The sequence below is a fragment of the Variovorax sp. Soil_C_26 genome, assembly GCF_057657075.1.
Genome location: NZ_JBDGJC010000005.1, coordinates 18,934 through 41,625, shown reverse-complemented (window position 1 = coordinate 41,625; position 22,692 = coordinate 18,934). Strand labels below are relative to the sequence as shown.

The 22,692-nt window shown below is 67.5% G+C and carries 24 protein-coding genes; 9 read left to right on the top strand and 15 right to left on the bottom strand.

Annotated elements, in window-relative coordinates:
- Positions 1–26: 26 nt before the first annotated feature.
- The 14 genes from AC3A6G_RS15935 to AC3A6G_RS15870 form a co-directional block, all read right to left on the bottom strand.
- The gene (locus AC3A6G_RS15935; RefSeq protein ID WP_487874021.1) at positions 27–1,190 is read right to left on the bottom strand and encodes a Gfo/Idh/MocA family protein; all 1,164 of its coding nucleotides are present in this window, start codon (positions 1,188–1,190) and stop codon (positions 27–29) included.
- 173 nt (positions 1,191–1,363) lie between these two features.
- Positions 1,364–2,326, bottom strand: a complete 963-nt coding sequence (locus tag AC3A6G_RS15930) for a substrate-binding domain-containing protein (RefSeq protein ID WP_487862491.1) — start codon at positions 2,324–2,326, stop codon at positions 1,364–1,366.
- Between the two features lie 58 nt (positions 2,327–2,384).
- Entirely contained in the window at positions 2,385–3,410 is a 1,026-nt protein-coding gene (locus AC3A6G_RS15925) for an ABC transporter permease (protein ID WP_487865973.1), read from the bottom strand.
- Entirely contained in the window at positions 3,373–4,911 is a 1,539-nt protein-coding gene (locus AC3A6G_RS15920; protein WP_487865972.1) for a sugar ABC transporter ATP-binding protein, read from the bottom strand. Before AC3A6G_RS15920 ends, AC3A6G_RS15925 begins: the two co-directional genes overlap by 38 nt.
- Complete coding sequence (locus AC3A6G_RS15915) at positions 4,908–6,077, bottom strand: ROK family protein (protein ID WP_487862551.1); 1,170 nt, start codon at positions 6,075–6,077, stop codon at positions 4,908–4,910. The genes AC3A6G_RS15920 and AC3A6G_RS15915 overlap by 4 nt, the downstream gene beginning before the upstream one ends.
- Positions 6,078–6,289: 212 nt before the next feature.
- Positions 6,290–6,709, bottom strand: a complete 420-nt coding sequence (locus AC3A6G_RS15910; RefSeq protein ID WP_487862488.1) for a F0F1 ATP synthase subunit epsilon — start codon at positions 6,707–6,709, stop codon at positions 6,290–6,292.
- 18 nt (positions 6,710–6,727) lie between these two features.
- Entirely contained in the window at positions 6,728–8,128 is a 1,401-nt protein-coding gene (atpD, locus tag AC3A6G_RS15905) for a F0F1 ATP synthase subunit beta (protein ID WP_487862487.1), read from the bottom strand.
- 124 nt (positions 8,129–8,252) lie between these two features.
- Positions 8,253–9,128 (bottom strand): F0F1 ATP synthase subunit gamma, encoded by an 876-nt coding sequence (gene atpG, locus AC3A6G_RS15900; RefSeq protein ID WP_487862486.1) that lies wholly within the window; start codon positions 9,126–9,128, stop codon positions 8,253–8,255.
- Positions 9,129–9,248: 120 nt separating this feature from the next.
- Positions 9,249–10,802 carry a F0F1 ATP synthase subunit alpha gene (gene atpA, locus AC3A6G_RS15895; RefSeq protein WP_487862485.1) on the bottom strand — a complete coding sequence of 518 codons (1,554 nt, stop codon included), beginning with the start codon at positions 10,800–10,802 and terminating at the stop codon, positions 9,249–9,251.
- Positions 10,803–10,851: 49 nt separating this feature from the next.
- The gene (locus tag AC3A6G_RS15890) at positions 10,852–11,382 is read right to left on the bottom strand and encodes a F0F1 ATP synthase subunit delta (RefSeq protein WP_487865971.1); all 531 of its coding nucleotides are present in this window, start codon (positions 11,380–11,382) and stop codon (positions 10,852–10,854) included.
- 7 nt (positions 11,383–11,389) lie between these two features.
- Entirely contained in the window at positions 11,390–11,860 is a 471-nt protein-coding gene (locus AC3A6G_RS15885) for a F0F1 ATP synthase subunit B (protein ID WP_487862483.1), read from the bottom strand.
- Positions 11,861–11,893: 33 nt separating this feature from the next.
- Positions 11,894–12,151 (bottom strand): F0F1 ATP synthase subunit C, encoded by a 258-nt coding sequence (gene atpE, locus AC3A6G_RS15880; RefSeq protein ID WP_487862482.1) that lies wholly within the window; start codon positions 12,149–12,151, stop codon positions 11,894–11,896.
- Positions 12,152–12,200: 49 nt separating this feature from the next.
- Positions 12,201–13,079 carry a F0F1 ATP synthase subunit A gene (gene atpB, locus AC3A6G_RS15875; RefSeq protein ID WP_487862481.1) on the bottom strand — a complete coding sequence of 293 codons (879 nt, stop codon included), beginning with the start codon at positions 13,077–13,079 and terminating at the stop codon, positions 12,201–12,203.
- 24 nt (positions 13,080–13,103) lie between these two features.
- Positions 13,104–13,577 carry an ATP synthase subunit I gene (locus AC3A6G_RS15870; protein ID WP_487862480.1) on the bottom strand — a complete coding sequence of 158 codons (474 nt, stop codon included), beginning with the start codon at positions 13,575–13,577 and terminating at the stop codon, positions 13,104–13,106.
- A gap of 171 nt (positions 13,578–13,748) precedes the next feature.
- Here AC3A6G_RS15870 and AC3A6G_RS15865 point away from each other — a divergent pair, with 171 nt between their 5' ends.
- The 9 genes from AC3A6G_RS15865 (at position 13,749) to AC3A6G_RS15825 (ending at position 21,560) form a co-directional block, all read left to right on the top strand.
- A complete protein-coding gene (locus AC3A6G_RS15865) occupies positions 13,749–14,657 on the top strand; it encodes a D-amino acid aminotransferase (RefSeq protein WP_487862479.1) in 909 nt (302 codons plus the stop codon).
- The gene (locus AC3A6G_RS15860) at positions 14,654–14,965 is read left to right on the top strand and encodes a YbeD family protein (protein ID WP_487862478.1); all 312 of its coding nucleotides are present in this window, start codon (positions 14,654–14,656) and stop codon (positions 14,963–14,965) included. Before AC3A6G_RS15865 ends, AC3A6G_RS15860 begins: the two co-directional genes overlap by 4 nt.
- A 4-nt stretch (positions 14,966–14,969) precedes the next feature.
- Positions 14,970–15,686, top strand: a complete 717-nt coding sequence (lipB, locus tag AC3A6G_RS15855) for a lipoyl(octanoyl) transferase LipB (protein WP_487874020.1) — start codon at positions 14,970–14,972, stop codon at positions 15,684–15,686.
- Positions 15,687–15,693: 7 nt separating this feature from the next.
- Complete coding sequence (lipA, locus tag AC3A6G_RS15850; protein ID WP_487865967.1) at positions 15,694–16,695, top strand: lipoyl synthase; 1,002 nt, start codon at positions 15,694–15,696, stop codon at positions 16,693–16,695.
- 133 nt (positions 16,696–16,828) lie between these two features.
- Positions 16,829–18,358 (top strand): class I adenylate-forming enzyme family protein, encoded by a 1,530-nt coding sequence (locus AC3A6G_RS15845; protein WP_487862550.1) that lies wholly within the window; start codon positions 16,829–16,831, stop codon positions 18,356–18,358.
- Positions 18,342–19,466 (top strand): SLC13 family permease, encoded by a 1,125-nt coding sequence (locus tag AC3A6G_RS15840; RefSeq protein WP_487874019.1) that lies wholly within the window; start codon positions 18,342–18,344, stop codon positions 19,464–19,466. The genes AC3A6G_RS15845 and AC3A6G_RS15840 overlap by 17 nt, the downstream gene beginning before the upstream one ends.
- 23 nt (positions 19,467–19,489) lie before the next feature.
- Positions 19,490–20,185 carry a helix-turn-helix transcriptional regulator gene (locus AC3A6G_RS15835; RefSeq protein ID WP_487874018.1) on the top strand — a complete coding sequence of 232 codons (696 nt, stop codon included), beginning with the start codon at positions 19,490–19,492 and terminating at the stop codon, positions 20,183–20,185.
- A gap of 127 nt (positions 20,186–20,312) precedes the next feature.
- A complete protein-coding gene (locus AC3A6G_RS15830) occupies positions 20,313–21,164 on the top strand; it encodes a DMT family transporter (RefSeq protein WP_487865964.1) in 852 nt (283 codons plus the stop codon).
- Between the two features lie 75 nt (positions 21,165–21,239).
- Positions 21,240–21,560 (top strand): hypothetical protein, encoded by a 321-nt coding sequence (locus AC3A6G_RS15825; protein ID WP_487862472.1) that lies wholly within the window; start codon positions 21,240–21,242, stop codon positions 21,558–21,560.
- Positions 21,561–21,576: 16 nt separating this feature from the next.
- On the opposite strand, the gene AC3A6G_RS15820 is transcribed toward AC3A6G_RS15825, so the two are convergent.
- Positions 21,577–22,620: an NADP-dependent oxidoreductase gene (locus tag AC3A6G_RS15820; protein WP_487874017.1), complete on the bottom strand. Its 1,044-nt coding sequence runs from the start codon at positions 22,618–22,620 to the stop codon at positions 21,577–21,579.
- Between the last annotated feature and the right edge of the window lie 72 nt (positions 22,621–22,692).

Here is a 22,692-nt window from a genome sequence, read left to right as displayed (position 1 = left end):
CCCCTACCAGCCGCGGCCCGCAGGCGCTACCAGGCGGTCCACTTCGCGTCGCTCGCCGCCGAGGCCACGGTGCGCTCGATGAAGCGCACGCCGCGTGCGCCGTCTTCCACGCGCGGATAGTCGGCCGCGAGGGCATCGGCCGGCTGGCCGGCGAGGCGCGCACGGATGTCGGCGGCCACGCCGGCATAGATGTTGGCGAAGGCCTCGATGAAGCCTTCGGGATGGCCGGCCGGCAGCCGGCTCGCGCGCTGCGCCGATTCGCAGAGCCAGGGCGCGCCGCGCGTGAGGATGCGCTTTGGCCCGTCGTGCGGCAGGTGCACGAGCTGGCTCGGCTGCTCCTGCCGCCAGGCGAGCGTGCCGAGCGTGCCCGAGATGCGCAGGCGCAGGTCGTTCTCGAGGCCGGTGTTGATCTGCGAGGCGATCAGCACGCCGCGCGCGCCGCCCCGGAAGCGCAGCAACAGGCTGCCGTCGTCGTCGAGCATGCGGCCCGGCACCAGCGCACCGAGGTCGGCGCAGAGGCTCTCGATCTCGAGGCCGGTGACGCTTGAGACGAGGTTCTCGGCATGCGAGCCGATGTCGCCGATGGCGCCCGCGGCGCCGCTCTTCGCGGGGTCGGTGCGCCAGTCGGCCTGCTTGTTGCCGCTGCCTTCGAGCTGGCTCGCGAGCCAACCCTGGTTGTATTCGACGACGATCTTGCGGATCTCACCGAGTTGGCCTGAGCGCACCATCTCGCGCGCCTGGCGCACCATCGGGTAGCCGGTGTAGTTGTAGGTCACGCCGAAGACCGTGCCCTGCTTCGCCACGCTCGCCACCAGCGCATCGGCCTGCGCGCGCGTGTGCACGAGCGGCTTGTCGCACACCACGTGGAAGCCGGCCTCGACGAAGGCCTGCGCCACTGGAAAGTGCACGTGGTTCGGCGTGACGATCGAGACGAAATCGATGCGCTCGTCCGCGGGCCGCGCCAGCTCGTCGGCTAGAAGCGCCTGCCAGTCGCCGTGGTTGCGGTCGTCGGCAAGGCCGAGGTCGGCGCCCGACGCGCGCGCCTTCTCGGGGCTCGACGACAGCGCGCCCGCGACGAGCGTGATCTGGCCGTCGAGCGCCATGGCCTTGCGGTGCACGGCGCCGATGAAGGCGTCGCGGCCGCCGCCGACCATGGCAGCGCGGAGCTTGCGAAGGGGTGTGTCGCTCATCAATCTTCTCGATCTTGCTGGCTTGGTCGTTGTTCCCTCTCCCTCTGGGAGAGGGTTAGGGTGAGGGCATCGGCGCTGGCGCGCGCACGGCGTTTGCCATCGCTGCCGCCCTCACCCCGACCCTCTCCCGGAGGGAGAGGGAGTGAAGCGATCGGCCACTGGGCCGATGGCATTCAGAAGGGAGAGTTCGGATGGTAGAAGTCCTTCGCGTTCTCCTTGGTGATCAGCACCGAGGGAATGATCGTCGTCGCGGGCAGCTTCTCGCCCTTCAGCCGCGCTTCAGCCGTGAGCTTGATCGCGTCGTAGATGAACTTGGGCGAGTAGCTCACGTCGGCGCCGATGCGCTTGTCCTTGCCGTCCATGATGGTCTTGACCATGCCCTTGGCGCCCGCGCCGCCGAACACGATCTTGATGTCGTCGCGCTTGGCCTGCTCGATGGCCTTGAGCACGCCCACGGCCATGTCGTCGTCGGCGGCCCAGATCGCGTCGATCTGCTTGAAGCGCGTGAGGTAGTCCTGCGTGACCTTGAAGGCGTCGTCGCGGTTCCAGTTGGCGTACTTGGCGTCGAGCAGCTTGATGTCCGGATGGTTCTTGAGCACGGCGTTGAAGGCGTCCATGCGCTCGTTGTCGAGCGTGGTGGCAATGCCGCGCAGCGCGACCACGTTGCCCTTGCCGCCGAGCTGCTTGACGATGTACTCGGCCGGAATACGGCCGAAGGCCGTGTTGTCGCCGGCCACGTAGGCGTCCTGCGCGCTCGTGTCGGTCAGGCCGCGGTCGACCACGGTCACGTAGGCGCCCTTGGCCTTGACCTGCGCCACTGGCTTGGTCAGCGCGGCCGATTCGAACGGAAACACCACCAGCGCGTTGATCTTGGTGACGGTCGAGAGATCTTGCAGCTGGTTGGCCTGCTCGGGCGCGTTGGCCGCGGTCTTGATCGTGATCTTCAGGTCCTTGTGCTGCTTCTCGAGGTCCTTCTTCGCCTGGTTGGCCCAGTAGTTGATGCCGCCCATGAAGCTGTGCGTGGCTGCGGGGATCGAAACGCCGAGGTTGACCTTCTCGGCGGCGAGTGCGGGCAGGCTGGCGAACGCCGCAGCGGCAACTGCCGTGAGTGCGAGGCGTCGGGTGAAAGTCGTCATGCTGGATGTCTCCTCTTGGTGGGTGGAATGGAACGGGAAAGGAACGAACTCACGAGAACTAGCGGCGTCCGCGCTGCAGGAACGCGACGATGATGATCACGAAGCCCTGCACCGCGGCGTTGAGGTACACGCTGATGATGCTGGTGAGGTTCAGGATGTTGCTGATGACCGAGAGCAGGATGGCGCCCACGACAGTGCCCGTGATGCTGCCCGCGCCGCCCTTGAGCGCGGTGCCGCCGACGATCACCGCGGCGATCGCCTCGAGCTCCCAGAGCAGGCCCGTGGTGGGCGACGCCGAACCGAGGCGCGGCACATAGAGCAATGTGGCGATGCCCACGCACACGCCGAGCAGCATGTAGGTCATGATCTTCACGCGGTCAACGTCGACGGCGGCATAACGCGCAACCTGTTCGTTCGAGCCGATGGCCTGCACGTAGCGTCCGTAGGCCGTGCGGTTGAGGATCACGCCGCCGACGATCGCCACGGCCACGAACACCCACACGGGCACCGGCACGCCCGCAAGGCTTGCGTAGTACACCGGCGCGTAGAGGTCGGACAGGTCGTTGTCGAGCGTGAGCGCGCCGCCGTCCGCAAAAAATGTGAGGTAGGCGCGAAAGATGCCCAGCGTGCCCAACGTCACGATGAAGGGTTCGATGCGCCCCTTGGTGATGAGCAGCCCGTGCGCCAGCCCGAACAGCGCACCGAGCACCACTGCGAGCACCGCGCCCATCACCACCGCCATCAGCGGCGAGCCCGAGGCCGGACCGGCCCAGTTGATGAACATGATCACGCTGCCCGCGATGAGCGCGGCCATCGAACCCACCGACAGGTCGATGCCGCCCGAGATGATCACGAAGCACATGCCCACCGCGATGATGCCGATGAAGGCCGTGCGCGTGAGCACGTTCATCGCGTTGTCGACGGTGGCGAAGTCGCTGTTGAGCAGCGTGCCGGCGATGCACAGCAGCGCGAGCCCGATGACCGGACCGAGCCCGTGCAGGTGCTCGGTCCAGCGCGTCCGGCCCTGGCCGCGGTGCTGCCCGCCTTCAGGCTGCGGCGGAGGTGTCTGCTGTTCCGGTGGCATGAGCGATGAGCTCCTCTTCTGTCAGTTGGCCCGCGTCGAGCGTGGCGACCAGTCGGCCTGCGCGCATCACCGCAACGCGGTGGCACAGGCCGATCAGCTCCATCAGCTCCGACGAGACGACGATCACCGCGAGCCCTTCACGGGCCAATCGCTGGATCAGGAAATAGATGTCGCGCTTGGCGCCCACGTCGACGCCGCGCGTGGGCTCGTCGAGCACCACCACCTTCGGCTTCGGCTGCAGCACCTTGGCGAGCGCGAGTTTCTGCTGGTTGCCGCCCGAAAGCGACGAGGCGCGCACGTCGAGCGAGCCGGTACGGATGCCGTAGTCCTTCACGGCCTCGGCGAGCGCGCCGCGCTCGGCGTCGGGCTTGAGCCATGGCGTCGCGTAGCGCTCCAGCGCCATCAGCGTGAGGTTCTGGCGCAGGCCGAAATCCACGTGCAGGCCTTTGCCCTTGCGGTCTTCGCTCAGGTAGGTAAGGCCGTGCTTCGCCGCATCGCGCGGATTGCGCCAGCCCCTGCCGTGGGGCACCGGGCGGCCGAGCATCTCGACCTCGCCGCTCGCGGGCCGCAGGCCGAGCAACCCCTCGAACAGCTCGGTGCGGCCGGCGCCGACCAGGCCCGCGAAGCCGAGGATCTCGCCGGCGCGCACCTCGAAGCCGATGTCCTGTGCCCAGCCGGGCACGCTGAAGCCGCGCACGCGCATCGCCGGCGCGCTGTGCGTGTGCACCGGGTCGCGCGGCGGGTACAGGTCGGCGAGCTCCCGGCCCACCATGAGGTTGGCCATCTTCTGGCGCGAGACCTCGGCCGTGGCCGCCTGCGCCACGAAGCGGCCGTCGCGCATCACGATCACCTCGTCGGTCACGCGCTCCACCTCGTCGAGCTTGTGCGAGATGTAGACGATGGTCACGCCGTCGGCGCGCAGCTGCGCAATGAGCTTGAAGAGGCGCTCGGTCTCGCCGGGCGTCAGCGTGGCGGTCGGCTCGTCCATGATCAGGAGCCGCGCGCGCCGCGCGATGGCCTTGGCGATCTCGACGAGCTGCTTCTCGGCCACGATGAGCCGGCGCACCTTGGTGCGCGGATCGATGGCCAGGCCGACGGCCGCGAGCGCGGCGGCGGCCTCGCGCTCCATGCCCGCGTCGTCGAGGAAAAGCCCCTTCTTCCTTTCGTGGCCGAGGAAGATGTTCTGCGCCACGCTGAGGTCTTCGGCGAGGTTGAACTCCTGATGGATCAGCACGATGCCGAGCGCTTCGGCATCGCGCGAGCCTGTAAAGCTGCGCGCCTCGCCGTTGACCCGCAACGTGCCGCCGCTCAGGCTTTCGTAGCCCGAGAGGATCTTCATCAGCGTGGACTTGCCCGCGCCGTTCTCGCCGAGCAGGCCGTAGACCTTGCCCGGCTGGAGCGCAAAACTCACGCCGTGCAGCACCTGCACCGGGCCAAAGGCCTTCACCACGCCATCGAACTCGACGGCGACGCTGCCGTTCGTCGCACCCGCAGCGGTCATGGCGCCACCCCCCGGACCTTGAGCGTCTCGTGCATGGCGAGCACACCGGCGCCGATCAGCCCGCCCTGCGTGCCGAGCGGCGTGTACTGGATCTCCAGGTGCCGCGTCGACAGCGCGAGCGAGCGCTGGTACACGCTCTGCCGCACGGCCGCGAGAAACAGCGGCCCGATCCGCGTGATGCCGCCGCCGATGAACACATGCGACGGATTGAAGAAATTGACGACGGAAGCGAGCATCTGGCCGATCAGGTTGCCGGCACGCTGGATGATGCCGTTGGCCGCGGTGTCGCCGGCGCGGCTGGCCTGACCGACGTCGACCGCGTCGATGCGGCCGCGTTCGCGCAGGCATGCGGCGAGCATGTCGCTTTCGCCGGCTTCGGCCGCTTGCACCGCCATGCGCGTGATCGCGGGGCCGGCGGCCATCGCCTCGACGCAGCCGAGGTTGCCGCAATGGCAGCGCGGCCCTTCCTGGTCGACGCAGATGTGGCCCACGTCGCCGGCCGACCCGGCCGCGCCGCGGTACACCTCGCCATGGCAGACGATGCCGCAGCCGATGCCGGTGCCGATCTTGATCACGAGGAAGTTGCTGAGCGAGCGCTTGCGCTGCCAGAGTTCGCCGAGGGCCATCAGGTTCACGTCGTTGTCGACGAAGACGGGCGCCGCATAATCTTCGCGCAGGTAGTCGCGGATCGAGAAACTGTCCCAAGCCGGCATGAGCGGCGGGTTCACGAGCTGGCCGATGTCGAAGTTGACGGGGCCGGGCACGCCGATGCCGATGCCCAGCACGTCCTTGGCGCCCGCGTCGCAGCGGGCGAGCAGTTCGCGCATCAGCGTGCGCACGCGCGCCAGCACCACGGCCGGACCCTCGCGCACGTCGGCGGGCTCTTCGTGCTGCGCAAGCACCGTGAGGTCGGGCCGCAGCACGGCCACGTCGAGGCTGGTGGCGCCGATGTCGATGCCGACCAGCACGCCGAGCCCGGCATGCAGTTGCAGGTTCTCGGCACGCCGCCCACCCGACGAGCGCTGCAGGCCCGCTTCGGCGAGCAGGCCCTGGTCGACGAGGCCCGCGATCAGCGCGTTGGCCTTGCTCTTGGAGAAGCCGAGCTGCTCGGCCATGGCATGGCGCGAGCCGCCGGCCGACCAGAAGGTCGTTTCCAGCAGCCGCATTTCATCGGCGGTAATGCCACTCCAGCGTGCCACGCGTGATGTCTCCGGTGTTCTCTTGTCGTCTGGCGGCGAATACTAGGCGCGGCGCTTCAGCCAGACAAGGCTTAACTTCGATCTATTTCAGGCCAAAGCTGGTTTCGATCCGGGCCCCATGAGGCCAGACGCAAAAAAGCCGCCCGGAGGCGGCTTTTCATGTTCGAGCCGGTGACCGGCTACTTCTTCTGGCGGTACTTGCGCAGTGCCGCGATCTGGGCGGCCATGACCGCCAGCTCGGATTGCGCCATCGCGATGTCGATGTCGCTCTTGGCATTCTTGAGCGCTTCCTCGGCGGCAGCACGGGCCTGGTTGGCCTTCTCGTCGTCGAGGTCCTTGCCGCGGATTGCGGTGTCGGACAGCACGGTGACCGTGCCGGGCTGCACTTCGAGGATGCCGCCAGCCACGAAGACGAATTCCTCGCCGCCGTCGGCCGTCTCGATGCGCACCGCACCGGGGCGGATGCGCGTGATCAGCGGGGTGTGGCGCGGGTAGATGCCGAGCTCGCCGGCTTCACCGGGCAGCGCGACGAACGTGGCCTCGCCCGAGAAGATCGACTCTTCCGCGCTGACCACGTCGACGTGAATGGTGTTTGCCATGTGCGTTCCTGCGTCGCCTTAGGCGACTTTCTTGGCCTTCTCGAAAGCCTCGTCGATCGTGCCGACCATGTAGAACGCTTGTTCCGGCAGGTGGTCGGCTTCGCCGTTCACGATCATCTTGAAGCCACGGATGGTTTCCGACAGCGGCACGTACTTGCCGGGCGAGCCCGTGAACACTTCGGCCACGTGGAACGGCTGCGACAGGAAACGCTGGATCTTGCGGGCACGGGCCACGGCCAGCTTGTCGTCGGGCGCAAGCTCGTCCATGCCGAGAATCGCGATGATGTCGCGCAGTTCCTTGTAGCGCTGCAGCGTGCCTTGCACGGCGCGGGCCACGTTGTAGTGCTCTTCGCCGACCACGTTCGGGTCGAGCTGGCGCGAGGTCGAATCGAGCGGGTCCACAGCGGGGTAGATACCGAGCGAGGCGATGTCGCGCGACAGCACCACGGTGGAGTCCAGGTGGGCGAAGGTGGTGGCGGGCGACGGGTCGGTCAAGTCGTCGGCCGGCACGTACACGGCCTGGATCGAGGTGATCGAGCCGACCTTGGTCGAGGTGATCCGCTCTTGCAGGCGGCCCATTTCCTCGGCCAGCGTCGGCTGGTAGCCCACGGCCGAAGGCATGCGGCCCAGCAGTGCCGACACTTCGGTACCGGCCAGCGTGTAGCGGTAGATGTTGTCCACGAAGAACAGCACGTCGCGGCCTTCGTCGCGGAACGACTCGGCGATCGTCAGGCCGGTCAGCGCCACGCGCAGACGGTTGCCCGGGGGCTCGTTCATCTGGCCGTAGACCATGGCCACTTTCGACTCCTCGAGCTTCTCGAGGTTCACGACGCCGGAGTCGGCCATCTCGTGATAGAAGTCGTTGCCCTCGCGGGTACGTTCACCCACACCGGCGAACACCGACAGGCCCGAGTGTGCCTTGGCGATGTTGTTGATGAGTTCCATCATGTTCACGGTCTTGCCCACGCCGGCGCCGCCGAACAGGCCCACCTTGCCGCCCTTGGCGAACGGGCACACGAGGTCGATCACCTTGATGCCGGTTTCCAGCAGGTCTTGCGAAGGCGAGAGTTCGTCGTACGCGGGCGCCTTGCGGTGGATCGAGGCGGTGAGTTCCTGGCCGACCGGGCCGCGCTCGTCGATGGGCGAGCCCAGCACGTCCATGATGCGGCCGAGCGTGGCCTTGCCGACCGGCACGGTGATGGGCGCGCCGGTGTTCTTGACCATGAGGCCGCGGCGCAGGCCGTCGGACGAGCCGAGCGCAATGGTGCGCACCACGCCGTCGCCGAGCTGCTGCTGCACTTCAAGGGTCAGCGCGCTGCCCTCGAGCTTCAAGGCGTCGTACACCTTGGGCATCTGGTCACGCGGGAACTCCACGTCGACCACGGCGCCGATACATTGGACAATTTTTCCTTCAGCCATGGCGATTCCTTCTGGATCTCAATAATGTTGCGACAGGTTCTTGCAGAAGCGTCCTTGTGCCATTGCGGGCCGCTTTTGCAAGAATGCCGGCCAGGCCGGCACCCTTGATTTCAGATCGATGCGATCAGACCCCGGCCGCGGCAGCCGCGCCGGACACGATCTCGGAAAGCTCCTTCGTGATGCCGGCCTGGCGGGTCTTGTTGTAGACCAGCTTGAGTTCGCTGATCACGTTGCCTGCGTTGTCGGTCGCAGCCTTCATGGCCACCATGCGCGCAGAGTGCTCGGAAGCCATGTTCTCGGCCACGGCCTGGTAGACCAGCGACTCCACGTAGCGCACCAGCAGTTCGTCGATGACGCTCTCGGGATCGGGCTCGTAGATGTAGTCCCACGAGTGATGGCCTTCCTGCACCTGGAGCGAGTCCGCCGCCAGCGGCAGCAGGTGTTCGACCACCGGCTCCTGCTTGATGGTGTTGATGAACTTCGTGTAGCACAGGTACACGGCCGACAGCTTGCCCTCGGCGTACGCGTCGAGCAGGGTCTTGACCGGCCCGATGAGCTTGTCGAGGTGCGGCGTGTCGCCCAGATGGGTGACGTTCGCCACCACGCGTGCGCCGACGCGGTTCAGGAAGCCCAGGCCCTTGCCGCCGATGGCCACCGTCTCGATCGCAACGCCCGCGGCCTGCGCCTCGCGCAACTTGGTCGTCACGGCGCGCAACAGGTTGGTGTTCAGCCCGCCGCACAGGCCCTTGTCGCTCGTCACGATGATGAAGCCGATGGCCTTGGCCTCGTTCGTCTTCATGAACGTGTGAACGTACTCGGGATTCGCCTGGCCCAGGTTGGCCGCGATGTTGCGGATCTTCTCGCTGTAGGGGCGTGCCGCGCGCATGCGCTCCTGCGCCTTGCGCATCTTGGAGACCGAGACCATTTCCATGGCCTTGGTGATCTTCTTGGTGTTTTCCACCGATTTGATCTTGCCGCGAATCTCTTTACCTGCAGCCATCTTTTTAGCTCCTGAGCTTCTTCGCGGGGCAGCCGTGGAACCGGCTTTGCCGGGCCATTGGCTGCGCCCCCTCGAGGGGGAAACGGCCGAAGGCCGCTTCGGGGGTGAGCCAGTTCTTCATCAGGCGAACGACTTCTTGAACGCGGTGATCGCGCTCGTCAGTTCGGCCTCGGCATCCTTGTCGAGTGCCTTGGCTTGCTCGATCTTGTCGAGCAGGGCCGCGTGGCTGGTCTTCAGGAACTGGTGCAGGCCATGCTCGAAGGGCAGAACCTTCTTGATGTCCAGGTCGTCCATGAAACCCTTGTTCACGGCGAACAGCGTCGCGCCCATCAGCGAGATCGGCAGCGGGCTGTACTGGGCCTGCTTGAGCAGTTCGGTCACGCGGGCACCGCGGTCGAGCTGCTTGCGGGTGGCTTCGTCCAGGTCGGAAGCGAACTGCGCGAACGCAGCCAGCTCGCGGTACTGCGCGAGGTCGGTACGGATACCGCCCGACAGGCTCTTGATGATCTTGGTCTGTGCCGCCGAACCCACGCGCGACACCGAGATACCGGCGTTGATGGCGGGGCGAATGCCTGCGTTGAACAGGCTGGTTTCCAGGAAGATCTGGCCGTCGGTGATCGAGATCACGTTCGTCGGCACGAACGCGGACACGTCGCCGGCCTGCGTCTCGATGATCGGCAGCGCGGTCAGCGAGCCGGTCTTGCCCTTGACTTCACCCTTGGTGAAGGCTTCGACGTAGTCGGCGTTCACGCGGGCTGCGCGCTCGAGCAGGCGGCTGTGGAGATAGAACACGTCGCCGGGATAGGCTTCGCGGCCCGGCGGGCGGCGCAGCAGCAGCGAAACCTGGCGGTAGGCCACGGCCTGCTTCGACAGGTCGTCATAGACGATCAGCGCGTCCTGGCCACGGTCGCGGAAGTACTCGCCCATCGTGCAGCCCGAATAGGCCGACACGTACTGCATGGCCGCCGATTCGGAGGCCGAGGCGGCCACCACGATCGTGTAGTCCATGGCACCGGCCTGCTCGAGCGAACGCACCACGTTCTTGATCGACGACGCCTTCTGGCCGATGGCGACGTAGATGCAGGTCACGCCCTGGCCCTTCTGGGCAATGATCGCGTCGATGGCCACGGCCGTCTTGCCAGTCTGGCGGTCGCCGATGATCAGCTCGCGCTGGCCACGGCCGATCGGCACCATCGAGTCGATGGACTTGAGGCCGGTCTGCAGCGGCTGGTCGACCGACTTGCGGGCGATCACGCCCGGGGCGACCTTCTCGATCACGTCGGTCATCTTGGCGTTGATCGGGCCCTTGCCGTCGATCGGCTGGCCCAGCGCGTTGACGACGCGGCCGATGAGTTCGGGGCCGACGGGCACTTCCAGGATGCGGCCGGTGCACTTGACCGTGTCGCCTTCGGAGATGTGCTCGTACTCGCCCAGGATCACGGCGCCGACCGAGTCGCGCTCGAGGTTCAGCGCCAGGCCGAACGACGGCGTGCCGTCGGGGCTCGGGGGGAACTCGAGCATTTCGCCCTGCATCGCGTCGGACAGGCCGTGCACGCGCACGATGCCGTCGGTCACCGAGACCACGGAGCCTTCATTGCGGATGTTGGCGCTGACGCCCAGACCCTCGATGCGGCTCTTGATCAGTTCGGAAATTTCTGCGGGATTGAGTTGCATGACTCTTTCCTTCTTTCTGTAAATGGGGCCAACTGGCTGCCGCCCGCCCTCAGGCGGTCAGCGCCGCTTTCATTTGTTCGAGGCGCGCCTTGACCGAAGTGTCGAGCACTTCGTCGCCGACCACGGCGCGGATGCCGCCGATCAGCGAGGGGTCGAGTTCGACCCGTGTCGTGAGCTGGCGCCCAAAGCGCCGCTCCAGCGCCGCGCCCACTTCGGCCAGCGCTGCGTCGTCGATCGGGAAAGCGCTGTAGACCACGGCATCGGCAGCCCCGCTGCGCGCATTGCACAGGACACGGAACTGCAGCGCCACTTCGGGCAGCGTGGCGAGCCGGCCGTTGTCGATAACGGTGCGCAGAAAGTTCTTGCCCGCCTCCGGCAGCGGCTGCTTCAACATCCCGGTGACCAGCTCGAACACCTGCTCGGGCGGCACCTTCGGATTGGCAGCGAACTGCAGGAGCTGCGGATTGCCGGCAATGGCCGTCAGCGGGTCGAGCCAGCCGGCCGTGCCGTCGAGGTCTGCGACGCAGGCCTTGAACAGCGCTTCGGCGTAGGGACGGGCGATGGTCGCGAGTTCGGCCATGTCGTCCTCAGAGCTCGGTCTTCAGGCGGTTGAGCAGGTCGGCATGAACGCCGGCATTGACTTCCTTACGGAGAATCTGCTCGGCACCCTTGACGGCCAGTGCGGCCACCTGCTCGCGCAGCGCCTCACGCGCACGCACGGATTGCTGCTCGGCCTCGTCGCGCGCGGCGGCCACGATCTTGTTGGCCTCCTCGGTGGCGCGGCTCTTGGCCTCTTCGATGATCTGCTGGGCACGGCGGTCGGCGTCGGCCAGGCGGCTGGTGGTCTCGTTGCGAGACGCCACCAGTTCCTGCTCGACGCGCTGGTTGGCGGAGGCCAGTTCGGCCTTGGCCTTCTCGGCGGCCGCCAGGCCCGCAGCGATCTTTTGTGCTCGTTCGTCCAGGGCCTTCGCAATCGGCGGCCACACGAACTTCATCGTGAACAGCACAAGCAGCAGGAAGACGATGGCCTGAACGAACAGGGTCGCGTTGATACTCACGGCAACACCTTTCTGGAGTGGCGTTGAACGGAATTACTTCGGCAGCGCGGCGATGAACGGGTTGGCGAAGGCGAACAGCAGCGCGATGGCCACACCGATCAGGAATGCGGCGTCGATCAGACCGGCCAAGATGAACATCTTGGTCTGCAGGTCGTTCATGAGCTCGGGTTGACGAGCCGATGCCTCGAGGAACTTGCCGCCCATCAGCGCGATACCGATGGAAGCACCGATCGCGCCGAGACCGACGATCAAACCACAAGCCAGAGCGACGAGACCGAGAACGTTTTCCATGATGACTCCTTAGGACAGATTGAAAGCAAACGAAAAGAAAAAGGGGAACTCAATGCGCTTCATGAGCCTGGCCGAGATAGATCAAGGTCAGCATCATGAAAATGAATGCCTGAAGCGTGATCACCAGGATGTGGAAGATCGCCCAGACGGTACCGGCAACGACGTGCCCGATCGGCAACATCACTCCCGAGAACGAGGCTGCCATCGCGCCACCCATGAGCGCGATCAGCATGAAAACGAGTTCACCCGCATACATGTTGCCGAACAACCGCATGCCGTGCGAGACGGTCTTTGCGAGGTATTCGATGACCTGCATCAGCAGGTTGATGGGCCAGAGCACCGGGTGGGCACCGAATGGCGCCGTGATGAGCTCATGGCCCCAGCCGCCCAGACCCTTGATCTTGACGCTGTAGAACAGGCACAGCAGCAGCACCGAGGTCGACAGGCCGAGCGTGGTGGAGAGGTCGGCCGTGGGCACGACGCGCATGTAGGCATGGTGCGGATCGTGACCGGCGGCCTCGTAGGCCTTGGCCCAGAGCGAAGGCAGCAGGTCGACCGGCAGCAGGTCCATGGCGTTCAGCAGGAAGATCCAGACGAACACCGTGAGCGCCAATGGCGCGATGAACTGCCGGCTCTTGGCATTGCGGATGTTGGCCTTGGCCTGGTTGTCGACCATCTCGACCAGGATCTCGACGGCCGCCTGGAAGCGCCCGGGCACGCCGGGCGTGGCCTTGCGCGCGGCGAGCCACAGCACGAAGCAACCCAACGCGCCCACGGTCAGCGCATAGAGCACGGAGTCGAGGTTGATGACGTTGAAGTCGACGATCGCCTTCTGGACGACGGGATTGAGGCTCCAGTCAACTTGCCAGTGCTGGAGGTGGTGAACGATGTATTCACTCGCGGTCGGGGCGTTTCCTTCGGCGGCCATCTTTCAGCGTCTCTTCTTAAACAGTCAAATCCGGTTCAACAACCCGGGCCGCACCAACAGCGCCACCCAGTACATCTTCATGGCGGCCACCACGCCAGCCACCAAGGCCAGCCAGTTGATGCCCTCGATCAGCCACGGCGCTGCGGCCAGCAAGGCCACGGTCAGTCCGATCTTGATCATCTCCCACACAAAAAACCTCAACATGGCCGCAGACTGCGCAACGGCAACACCCGCCCTGCGCACACCCCGGACGAACAACGCCGCCGGGATCGCCACCGCCATGGCCCCATAAAAACCCGAGACCGCCGCGCCGATGCGCTGCGTCCAGATCCATGCCGCTCCAGCCACAAGCAATCCCACGGCCACCTGGGCCCCAATCACCCACCAGGGCGACAATTCGGGATTTTTCTCGCGAAGCCGCTGCGCCTCCTCGGCGGTCAGTGGCTTGAAGTCGGAGACTTCGGCATCGATCTCGGAGACGGGAGCGTTGGTTGTCATTGGAATGCCGCTCGCGCTGTCAGCCGGGAATTTAACAAAGCCATTGATTATAAGTAGAAACCCAGGCGCCTCGGCCACTTCAGGCCTCACGTTTGAAAAAGGGTCGCTGCATGCCACCCGGAAGCCAACCCGGCCACAGCGCCGCCAGGGGGACCGGCCGATAATTCCGGCATGCATCCCCTCACCGCCGCTCTCCCCTCCACCACCTGCTACCTCGACGGCGAATACACCGCCCTGAAGGACGCGAAGGTCAGCGTTCTCGACCGCGGCTTCATCTTCGGCGACGGCATCTACGAAGTCGTCCCGGTCTACCACGGCCAGCCCTTCTGCTTCGAAGAACACATGGCGCGGCTCGACCGCTCGCTGGCCGAACTGCAGATCGCCAACCCGCTCTCGCTGGCCGAATGGCGCGACATCGTGATGCGGCTGGTCGCGCCGGGCGGCGAGGCGCCGCAATCCGTGTACTTCCAGGTGACGCGCGGCGTGGCGCCGCGCGAACATGGCATGACCCGCGGCATTCGCCCCACGGTGTTCGTGATGGTGAATCCGCTGCCGCCCGTGGCCGATGCGGTGCGCGCCAAGGGCGTGGCCTGCGTGAGCGCGGCCGACTTCCGCTGGCAGAAGGCCCACATCAAGAGCACCAGCCTCCTGGGCGCGGTGCTGGCGCGTCAGATCAGCGTCGAGGCCGGCGCCGCCGAAACCGTCATGTTCCGCGACGAATGGCTCAGCGAAGCCTCGTCGAGCAACGTCTGGATCGTGAAGGACGGCAGCCTGCTGGGGCCGCCCAAGGACAACCTGGTGCTGACCGGCATCCGCTACGGCCTGCTCGAGCGCCTGTGCGCCGAGCACGGCATTCCGTTCGCGCTGCGCCGCATCGCGCGCGACGAGGTGTTCGCCGCCGACGAGTTGCTGCTGTCGTCGGCCACCAAGGAAGTGCTGCCGGTCTCCACGCTCGACGGCCAGCCCATTGGAAATGGCCGCCCCGGCCCCATCTACCAAGCCTTGTATGCAGCCTATCAAGAGGCCAAGCAGCGCAACGCCCGACAGCAGCACCCAACACAAGGAGCGACCACCGCATGAACGACATCAGCATCACCGACACCGGCACCACGGCCGCTCCCGACCCGCGCAAGGAGTCGCTGATCGAGTACCCGTCGCAGTTCCCGATCAAGGTCATGGGCGCCAAGGCCGACGGCTTCGTGCATGCCGTGACCCAGATCGCCGAACGCTTCGACCCGGCTTTCGACGCCACCACGGTCGAGTTGCGCAACAGCAAGGCCGGCAACTACCTGGGCGTCACGATCACCGTGACCGCCACCAGCCGCGAGCAGCTCGACGACCTGTACCGCGCGCTGTCGAGCCATCCGATGGTAAAGGTCGTCCTTTGACGCGATGACCGCCGGGACCGCAGAACGCGCGGCGGACGCGGCCGGCGTGGCCATCGAGGTGCAATGGCTCGGCCGCGCCGACTACGCGGCCACCTACGAGGCCATGCGCCGGTTCACGCACGAGCGCCACCCCGCAACGCCCGACGCGCTCTGGCTCTGCGAGCACGAGCCCGTCTTCACGCAGGGGATCGCGGGCCGGCAGGACCACATCCTCGCGCCCGGCGACATCCCCGTGGTGCAGACCGACCGCGGCGGGCAGGTGACCTTCCATGGCCCGGGCCAGGTGGTCGCCTATCCGCTGATCGACCTGCGGCGCGCGGGCTACTACGTGAAGGAGTACGTCTACCGCATCGAGGAATCCGTGCTGCGCACGCTGGCGCATTTCGGCGTGACCGGGCACCGCGTCGCGGGCGCGCCGGGCATCTACGTACGGCTCGACGACCCGTTCTCGCACGCGGCGCTGACCGGCCCGCGGCCCGCGGCCGAACCGTTTCGCGGCCTCGGCAAGATCGCCGCGCTGGGCATCAAGGTGAGCCGCCACGCCACCTACCACGGGGTGGCGCTCAACGTCGGCATGGACCTCGAACCCTTCTCGCGCATCAACCCTTGCGGCTACGCCGGGCTGCAAACGGTCGATCTTTCTACAATCGGGGTCCAAACCACATGGGAAGACGCTGCCCGGGTGCTGAGCCAGAAGCTCGCCACCTACCTGGCACGTTGACACGCCAATGAGCACCACCACCGAAGCCGTTCCCGCACCCGTCGTGCGAGAGGCGCAAAGCGCCGAAAACTACAACCCGATGGCCAAGCAGAAGGCCGCGGCCAAGCTCTCGCGGATTCCCGTCAAGGTGGTCCAGGGCGGCGAAGTGCTCAAGAAGCCCGAGTGGATCCGGGTGAAGGCCGGCAGCCCCACTACGCGCTTCTACGAGATCAAGCAGATCCTGCGCGAGAGCAACCTGCACACGGTCTGCGAAGAAGCCTCGTGCCCGAACATCGGCGAATGCTTCGGCAAGGGCACGGCCACCTTCATGATCATGGGCGACAAGTGCACGCGCCGCTGCCCGTTCTGCGACGTGGGCCACGGCCGCCCCGATCCGCTCGACAAGGACGAGCCGCTCAACCTCGCCAAGACCATCGCCAAGCTGCGCCTGAAGTACGTGGTGATCACCAGCGTCGACCGCGACGACCTGCGCGACGGCGGCAGCCAGCATTTCGTCGACTGCATCCGCAACGTGCGCGAGCTCTCGCCGGCGACGCAGATCGAGATCCTGGTGCCCGACTTCCGCGGCCGCGACGACCGCGCGCTCGAGATCCTCAAGCTCGCGCCACCCGACGTGATGAACCACAACCTCGAGACCGCGCCGCGCCTCTACAAGGAAGCACGCCCGGGCAGCGACTACCAGTTCAGCCTGAACCTGCTCAAGAAGTTCAAGGCGCTGCACCCGAAGGTGCCGACCAAGAGCGGCATCATGGTGGGCCTGGGCGAGACCGACGAAGAGATCCTGCAGGTGATGCGCGACATGCGCGCGCACGACATCGACATGCTGACCATCGGCCAGTACCTGTCGCCGTCGGGCTCGCACCTGCCGGTGCGCCGCTACGTGCACCCCGACACCTTCAAGATGTTCGAGGAAGAGGCCTACAAGATGGGCTTCTCGCACGCGGCGGTGGGCGCCATGGTGCGCTCGAGCTACCACGCCGATCAGCAGGCGCACGCGGCCGGCGTCTGAGCCCTTGTTGCGACGGGCCGCCGCAGGGCGCCCGTCGCGCGCGGCTCACCGATCGCTGTCCTTCTTCGCTATCCTGCCGGCTGGCCAAGATGAAGGACTGATTCTCTCCATGCACACCGCTGTTCAAGCCCTGATGGAACGCGACTTCGGCACCATTGCCGACCTGATTCGCCTCCATGCCCGACATTCCCCCGACCACGCCGCGCTGGCCGATGCGCAGCACACGTTGAGCTACGGCGCGCTCGACGCGCTGATGGACCGCATCGCGGCCGGCCTGCAGCGCGACGGCCTCACGGCCGGCGACGCGATCGCCGTCTGCGCCCTCTCGTCGGTGCACTACGCGGCCGTGTTCCTCGGTGCGCTGCGCGCGGGCGTCGCGGTCGCGCCGCTGGCGCCCGGCTCCACGCCCGCCAGCCTGGCGCGCATGATCGCCGACGCCGACGCGCGCATTCTCTTCACCGACGCCTCGGCCGCCGAGGTCGTCGGCCCCGCGCAGCCGGACGGCATTTTGCGCGTGGCGCTAGACGGCTCGCAGGCGGGGTGCAACCTCGAGGACTGGCTCCCGCCGGCCGGCACGACGCTCCGCGCCGCCGAGGTGCAGCCCTCGACGCCCTTCAACATCATCTATTCGTCGGGCACGACGGGCGAGCCCAAGGGCATCGTCCAGGGGCACGGCATGCGCTGGGCCCATGTGCAGCGCGGCGCCCAGTACGAATACGGGAGCGACACCGTCACGCTGCTGTCGACGCCGCTCTACTCCAACACCACGCTGGTGGTGTTCTTCCCGACCATCGCCTTCGGCGGCTGCGTGATGCTGATGCCCAAGTTCGACGCGCTCGGCTACCTGCAGCTCGCCGAGAAGCACCGCGTGACGCACACCATGCTCGTGCCGGTGCAATACCAGCGCCTGATGGCGCACCCGCGCTTCGGCGAGCACGACCTGTCGTCGTTCCGCTTCAAGTTCAGTACCAGCGCGCCTTTCAATGCGGCGCTCAAGGCCGACGTGCTCGCGCGCTGGCCCGGCGGGCTGATCGAGTTCTACGGCATGACCGAAGGCGGCGGCACCTGCATCCTCGAGGCGCACCTGCACCCGACCAAGCTGCACACGGTGGGGCAGCCGGCAACGGGCAGCGACATCCGCCTGATCGACGAGGACGGCAACGAGCTGCCGCGCAACGACCCCGAGGCCGCAGGCGAGGTGGTGGGCCACTCGGCCGGCATGATGACCGGCTACCACCGCCAGCCCGAGAAGACGCGCGAGGCCGAATGGTTCGACGCCACGGGCAAGCGTTTCATCCGCACCGGCGACGTGGGCCGCTTCGACGCCGACGGCTTCCTGACGCTGTTCGACCGCAAGAAGGACATGATCATCAGCGGCGGCTTCAACATCTACCCGAGCGACCTCGAGGCCGTGCTGCGCGGCCATGCCGCCGTGGCCGACGTCGCGGTGGTCGGCGTGCCGTCCGAACAGTGGGGCGAGACACCGGTGGCTTTCGTGGTGCGCCGCGAGGGCGACGGCACCGCGGCGAGCGAACTGCTGCAATGGACCAACGCCCAGCTCGGCAAGACGCAGCGCCTCGCGGACCTGCGCCTGATCGACGAACTGCCGCGCAGCGCGATCGGCAAGGTGCTCAAGCGCGAGCTGCGTGAGCTCGCGCGCTGACGCGAGCGACGGGCCGCCCCGCGAGGGCGGCGGCCACGGGTTGCTGTGGGTGCTGGCCGCGGTGGCCGTGGCTTTCGCGGTGCTTCGGCCACGCGCACCGATGGACTGGCTCGCGCTCGTCGACTGGCAGACCATCGGAGCGCTCGCGGGCCTGCTCGCGATCACCCAGGGCGTGGAAAAGAGCGGCATGCTCCAGGCCGCCGCGCAGCGCCTGCTGGCCCGCACGCACGACCAGCGCAGCCTCGCGCTCTGGCTGACCGGCGGCGCGGCGCTGCTGTCGGCGCTGGTGACCAACGACGTGAGCCTGTTCCTGCTGGTGCCGCTCACGCGCGTGCTCGCGACCCAGGCGCACCTGCCGCTCGCGCGGCTCGTGGTGCTCGAGGCGCTGGCCGTCAATGCGGGCTCGGCGCTCACGCCGATCGGCAATCCGCAGAACCTCTACCTCTGGCACCGGTCCGGCGAAAGCTTCGTGGCCTTCATGGGCATGATGCTGCCGACGGTCGCGGTGATGCTGTTCTGGCTGTTCGTGGCGGTGTGGCTGCTCGTGCCGCGCACGCCGGTCGCGCTCCGGCCCCAGGCCGAGGCCGCGCCGCTGCAGCCGAAGCTGCTGGGCCTCGCGGCGCTGCTGTTCGTCGGTTTCGTCGTTGCGCTCGAACGCCGCTGGCTGCTGCCGGGGCTGGGCGTGGTGCTGGCTGCGTTCCTGGTGTTCCATCCGCGCGTGCTGCGCGACGTCGACTGGGCACTGCTCGCGATCATCGCGCTGATGTTCGTGGACCTGCGGCAGCTCGCCGAGCTGCCGGTCATGGACGCGCTGCTGAACCACTGGCCGATCACGGAAGGCTGGCGCGCCTATCTGGCGGCCATCGCCGCCTCGCAGCTCATCAGCAACGTGCCCGCTGCGATCCTGCTCGACGGCCATGTGCGCGACCTGCCCGCGCTCGCGGCGGGCGTGAGCGTGGGCGGTTTCGGCTTCGTGCTCGGCTCGCTGGCCAACCTGATCGCGCTGCGGCTTGCGAAGGTGCCGCACGGGCTGCGCGAGTTCCACCGCATCAGCATTCCGTTTCTTCTGGTGGTGGGGATTTCGGCACTGCTGCTGCGGCTGGCGTGACAATCGGTCGCCTGCCTGCCGCCATGCACACGCCCACCCCGCCCCAACTTTCCGTGCGCCACTACGGCCCGTCGCGCGGCAGCCATGCGCACGACCATTTCCAGGTGCTGATCGGCCTCGAGGGCCTGCTGCAGATCGAAGTCGAGGGCCACGGCGCGGGCATCGGTGTGGGCGCCGCGCAGGTGATCGCGCCCGGCGACCGGCACGACTTCGAGGCGCGCTGCGGCGGCAGCGCGTGCTTGGTGCTCGACACGCCGAACGCGCATTGGGCGCATTGCGCCGGACGGGCGCCGTCCGACCCGGCGCAGCTGCATGCGCTCGCGCGCTATCTCGCGCATTGCCTGCGCAAGGAGCCGCAGCCGTTTTCGCAGGCTCTGCTGCACGGGCCGGCGCTGCTGCTCGAAACCTGGCGCCCCGATGCACCGGTCGCCGCTGCGCGCCGCCGCCGCATCGACTGGGCCGCGCTCGCGGCCTGGGCCGGGGCGCGACTGCACGAGCCGCTCACCGTGGCCGACCTGGCGCGCGTGGCCTGCCTGAGCCCGAGCCACCTGGCGCAACGCTGCCGCGAGGAGCAGCACACGAGCCTGATGCACTGGCTGCGATCGCTGCGGCTGGCGCAGGCGCGCGAACTGCGGCGCGAGGGGCTGAGCGTGGCCGAGACGGCGCGCCGCACGGGCTACCGATCCCCGTCGGCACTGACGGCCGCACTGCGCCGTTGACTTTGCCTTCCTCCCTCCCCCGCTGGGGGAGGGCAGGGGTGGGGGCACGGCGGGAAGGAGCAAGACCGTCGTTGCACGACGATGTGCAGTCATTTCGCGACGACCGCATGGCGTAGCCTCGGCGTTCATGTCCGCCACCTTTTACGCCCTGCTCGCCATCGCGCTCTGGGCCACGCTCGCTTCGCTCGGCACCGCGCTGTCGCACCTGCCGCCGTTCCTGCTGACCGGGCTCGCACTGATCATCGGCAGCATGCCGAGCTGGCCGCTGGTGCTGCGCGACCGGGCCGCCTGGCGCGTGCCGCCGCGCACGCTGGCGCTGGGCGTCTACGGCCTTTTCGGCTTCCACTTCCTGCTGTTCATCGCGCTGCGGCATGCGCCGCCGGTCGAGGCCAACCTCGTCAACTACCTGTGGCCGCTGTTCATGGTGGTGCTTGCGCCGGTGCTGCTGCCGGGCGTGTCGCTGCGGCTGCTGCACGTGGCGGCGGCATTGCTCGGCTTCGCGGGCGCGGCGGTAGCGATCCTCGGCACGCGCGGCGGCGCGGGCGGCGGCGCCGAGGCGCTCCACGGCTACTGGGGCTTCGTGCCGGCACTGGGTTCGGCCTTCATCTGGGCCAGCTACTCGCTCTGGACAAAGCGCGTGCCGGCGTTTCCGACCTCGGCCATCGGCCTGTTCGGGCTGGTCTCGGGCGCACTCTCGCTGGCCTGCCATGCGGTGCTCGAGGCGCCGGTGGCACTGTCGGGCCACGACTGGCTGCTGCTCGCGCTGTGCGGGCTCGGTCCGCTCGGCGCAGCCTTCTTCGTCTGGGACATGGCGCTCAAGCGCGGCGATCCGCGGCGCATCGGCATCCTGAGCTACCTCACGCCGCTGGGCTCGACGGCGCTGCTGCTGCTCGTGACGGGCCGACCGCTGACCGGGAGCATCGCCCTGGCCGCGGTGCTCATCATCTCGGCGGCGGTGATGGGCACGCGCGCGCGCTGACTGAATGGCTCTCGTCCGACGAAGCCGCGCGTTTTTATGACTAGAGTGGAGGCTCAGGAAAAAAGGAGCTCCCCCATGGACAAGAACAAGAACGAGGATTTCGAGATCACGCCCAAACTGGTGTTCGACCTGAACCTGGCGCTCTACCTCGACCTCGTGGCCGCACTCGAAGGCGCGGGTGCCGTCACCTACCGCCAGATGGCGGCCCGGGTGCTCAACATCAGCATGGACGCGCGCGCCGACGGCGAAACCGGGCTGGCCACCGCACTCGAAGGCGTCGCCAACGGCTTTGCGGGCCAGGGCGGCGGCCTGTCGGTCGAACTGCTGAAGGCCGCGCGCAGTCTGCGCGAGGACGACGCCATGGGCGACATCCCGATGCGCCCAGGCGAAGGCTGAGAAGCCCGCGGGCGCGTCAGTCTGCCGCCACCTGCAGCACCAGCTTGCCGAAGTTCTCGCCGCTGAAAAGCCGGTTCAGCGCTTCCGGGAAGGTGTCGAGCCCGACCACCACGTCTTCCTTGCTCTTCATGCGGCCGTCCTTCAGGTAGCCCGCGAGCTCGGCCACGGCAAGGTGGTAGCGGTCGGCATAGTCGAACACCACGATGCCTTCCATGCGCGCGCGGTTCACCAGCAGGCTCAGGTAGTTGCGCGGGCCGGCCGAAGGCATGCTGTTGGCGTTGTTGTACTGGCTGATCGCGCCGCAGATGATCACGCGGGCCTTGCGCGCGAGCCGCGCGAGTACCGCGTCGAGGATCTCGCCGCCGACGTTGTCGAAGTAGATGTCCACGCCCTTCGGGCAATGCGCCTTGAGCCCCTCGCGGACCGCGCCGGGCCCGGCCTTGTAGTCGATGCAGGCATCGAAACCCAGCTCTTTCACGACCCAGTCGCACTTGGCGGCGCCGCCCGCGATGCCGACCACGCGGCAGCCCTTGATCTTGGCGAGCTGGCCCACGGTCTGGCCCACGGCACCGGCAGCGCCCGAAATGACCACCGTCTCGCCGGCCTTGGGCTGGCCCACCTCCATCAGGCCGAAGTAGCCGGTCATGCCGGGCATGCCGAGCACGTTGAGCCACTGGTGAAGGGTGCCCATGCCGAGGTCGATCTTCGAGAGGCCACTGCGCTGGATGTCTTCTTGCGCGACGAGCGAATATTCCTGCACGCCGAGCGTGCCGTAGACGGTGTCGCCCACCGCGAACTGCGGGTTCTTCGACGCCGCGACGCGGCCGACGCCGCCGGCGCGCATGACCTCGTCGATGGCCACCGGCGCGATGTAGCTCCGGGCATCGTTGAGCCAGCCGCGCATCGCCGGATCGAGCGAGAGCGACAGAGTCCGCACCAGCACCCCGCCCTCGGCAGGCTCGCCGACCGACTCGGTGGTGAAGCGCCAGTGCTCGCGCGTGGCGGCCCCCTCGGGGCGCTTGGCGAGGCGAACCTGGTGGTTGACGAGAGGGCTGCTCATGGGAGTCTCCTTGTTCGATGGCGCTGCAGGGAGGCGCATCGTAGCCCTGCGGCGCGCAGCGCCTGGTAGCGC

Coding starts and splice junctions, on each gene's coding strand:
- AC3A6G_RS15935 (WP_487874021.1), bottom strand. CDS start 1,190: ATGAGCGACACACCCCTTCGCAAGCTCCGCGCTGCCATGGTCGGCGGC.
- AC3A6G_RS15930 (WP_487862491.1), bottom strand. CDS start 2,326: ATGACGACTTTCACCCGACGCCTCGCACTCACGGCAGTTGCCGCTGCG.
- AC3A6G_RS15925 (WP_487865973.1), bottom strand. CDS start 3,410: ATGCCACCGGAACAGCAGACACCTCCGCCGCAGCCTGAAGGCGGGCAG.
- AC3A6G_RS15920 (WP_487865972.1), bottom strand. CDS start 4,911: ATGACCGCTGCGGGTGCGACGAACGGCAGCGTCGCCGTCGAGTTCGAT.
- AC3A6G_RS15915 (WP_487862551.1), bottom strand. CDS start 6,077: ATGCGGCTGCTGGAAACGACCTTCTGGTCGGCCGGCGGCTCGCGCCAT.
- AC3A6G_RS15910 (WP_487862488.1), bottom strand. CDS start 6,709: ATGGCAAACACCATTCACGTCGACGTGGTCAGCGCGGAAGAGTCGATC.
- atpD (WP_487862487.1), bottom strand. CDS start 8,128: ATGGCTGAAGGAAAAATTGTCCAATGTATCGGCGCCGTGGTCGACGTG.
- atpG (WP_487862486.1), bottom strand. CDS start 9,128: ATGGCTGCAGGTAAAGAGATTCGCGGCAAGATCAAATCGGTGGAAAAC.
- atpA (WP_487862485.1), bottom strand. CDS start 10,802: ATGCAACTCAATCCCGCAGAAATTTCCGAACTGATCAAGAGCCGCATC.
- AC3A6G_RS15890 (WP_487865971.1), bottom strand. CDS start 11,382: ATGGCCGAACTCGCGACCATCGCCCGTCCCTACGCCGAAGCGCTGTTC.
- atpE (WP_487862482.1), bottom strand. CDS start 12,151: ATGGAAAACGTTCTCGGTCTCGTCGCTCTGGCTTGTGGTTTGATCGTC.
- atpB (WP_487862481.1), bottom strand. CDS start 13,079: ATGGCCGCCGAAGGAAACGCCCCGACCGCGAGTGAATACATCGTTCAC.
- AC3A6G_RS15870 (WP_487862480.1), bottom strand. CDS start 13,577: ATGACAACCAACGCTCCCGTCTCCGAGATCGATGCCGAAGTCTCCGAC.
- AC3A6G_RS15865 (WP_487862479.1), top strand. CDS start 13,749: ATGCATCCCCTCACCGCCGCTCTCCCCTCCACCACCTGCTACCTCGAC.
- AC3A6G_RS15860 (WP_487862478.1), top strand. CDS start 14,654: ATGAACGACATCAGCATCACCGACACCGGCACCACGGCCGCTCCCGAC.
- lipB (WP_487874020.1), top strand. CDS start 14,970: ATGACCGCCGGGACCGCAGAACGCGCGGCGGACGCGGCCGGCGTGGCC.
- lipA (WP_487865967.1), top strand. CDS start 15,694: ATGAGCACCACCACCGAAGCCGTTCCCGCACCCGTCGTGCGAGAGGCG.
- AC3A6G_RS15845 (WP_487862550.1), top strand. CDS start 16,829: ATGGAACGCGACTTCGGCACCATTGCCGACCTGATTCGCCTCCATGCC.
- AC3A6G_RS15835 (WP_487874018.1), top strand. CDS start 19,490: ATGCACACGCCCACCCCGCCCCAACTTTCCGTGCGCCACTACGGCCCG.
- AC3A6G_RS15830 (WP_487865964.1), top strand. CDS start 20,313: ATGTCCGCCACCTTTTACGCCCTGCTCGCCATCGCGCTCTGGGCCACG.
- AC3A6G_RS15825 (WP_487862472.1), top strand. CDS start 21,240: ATGGACAAGAACAAGAACGAGGATTTCGAGATCACGCCCAAACTGGTG.
- AC3A6G_RS15820 (WP_487874017.1), bottom strand. CDS start 22,620: ATGAGCAGCCCTCTCGTCAACCACCAGGTTCGCCTCGCCAAGCGCCCC.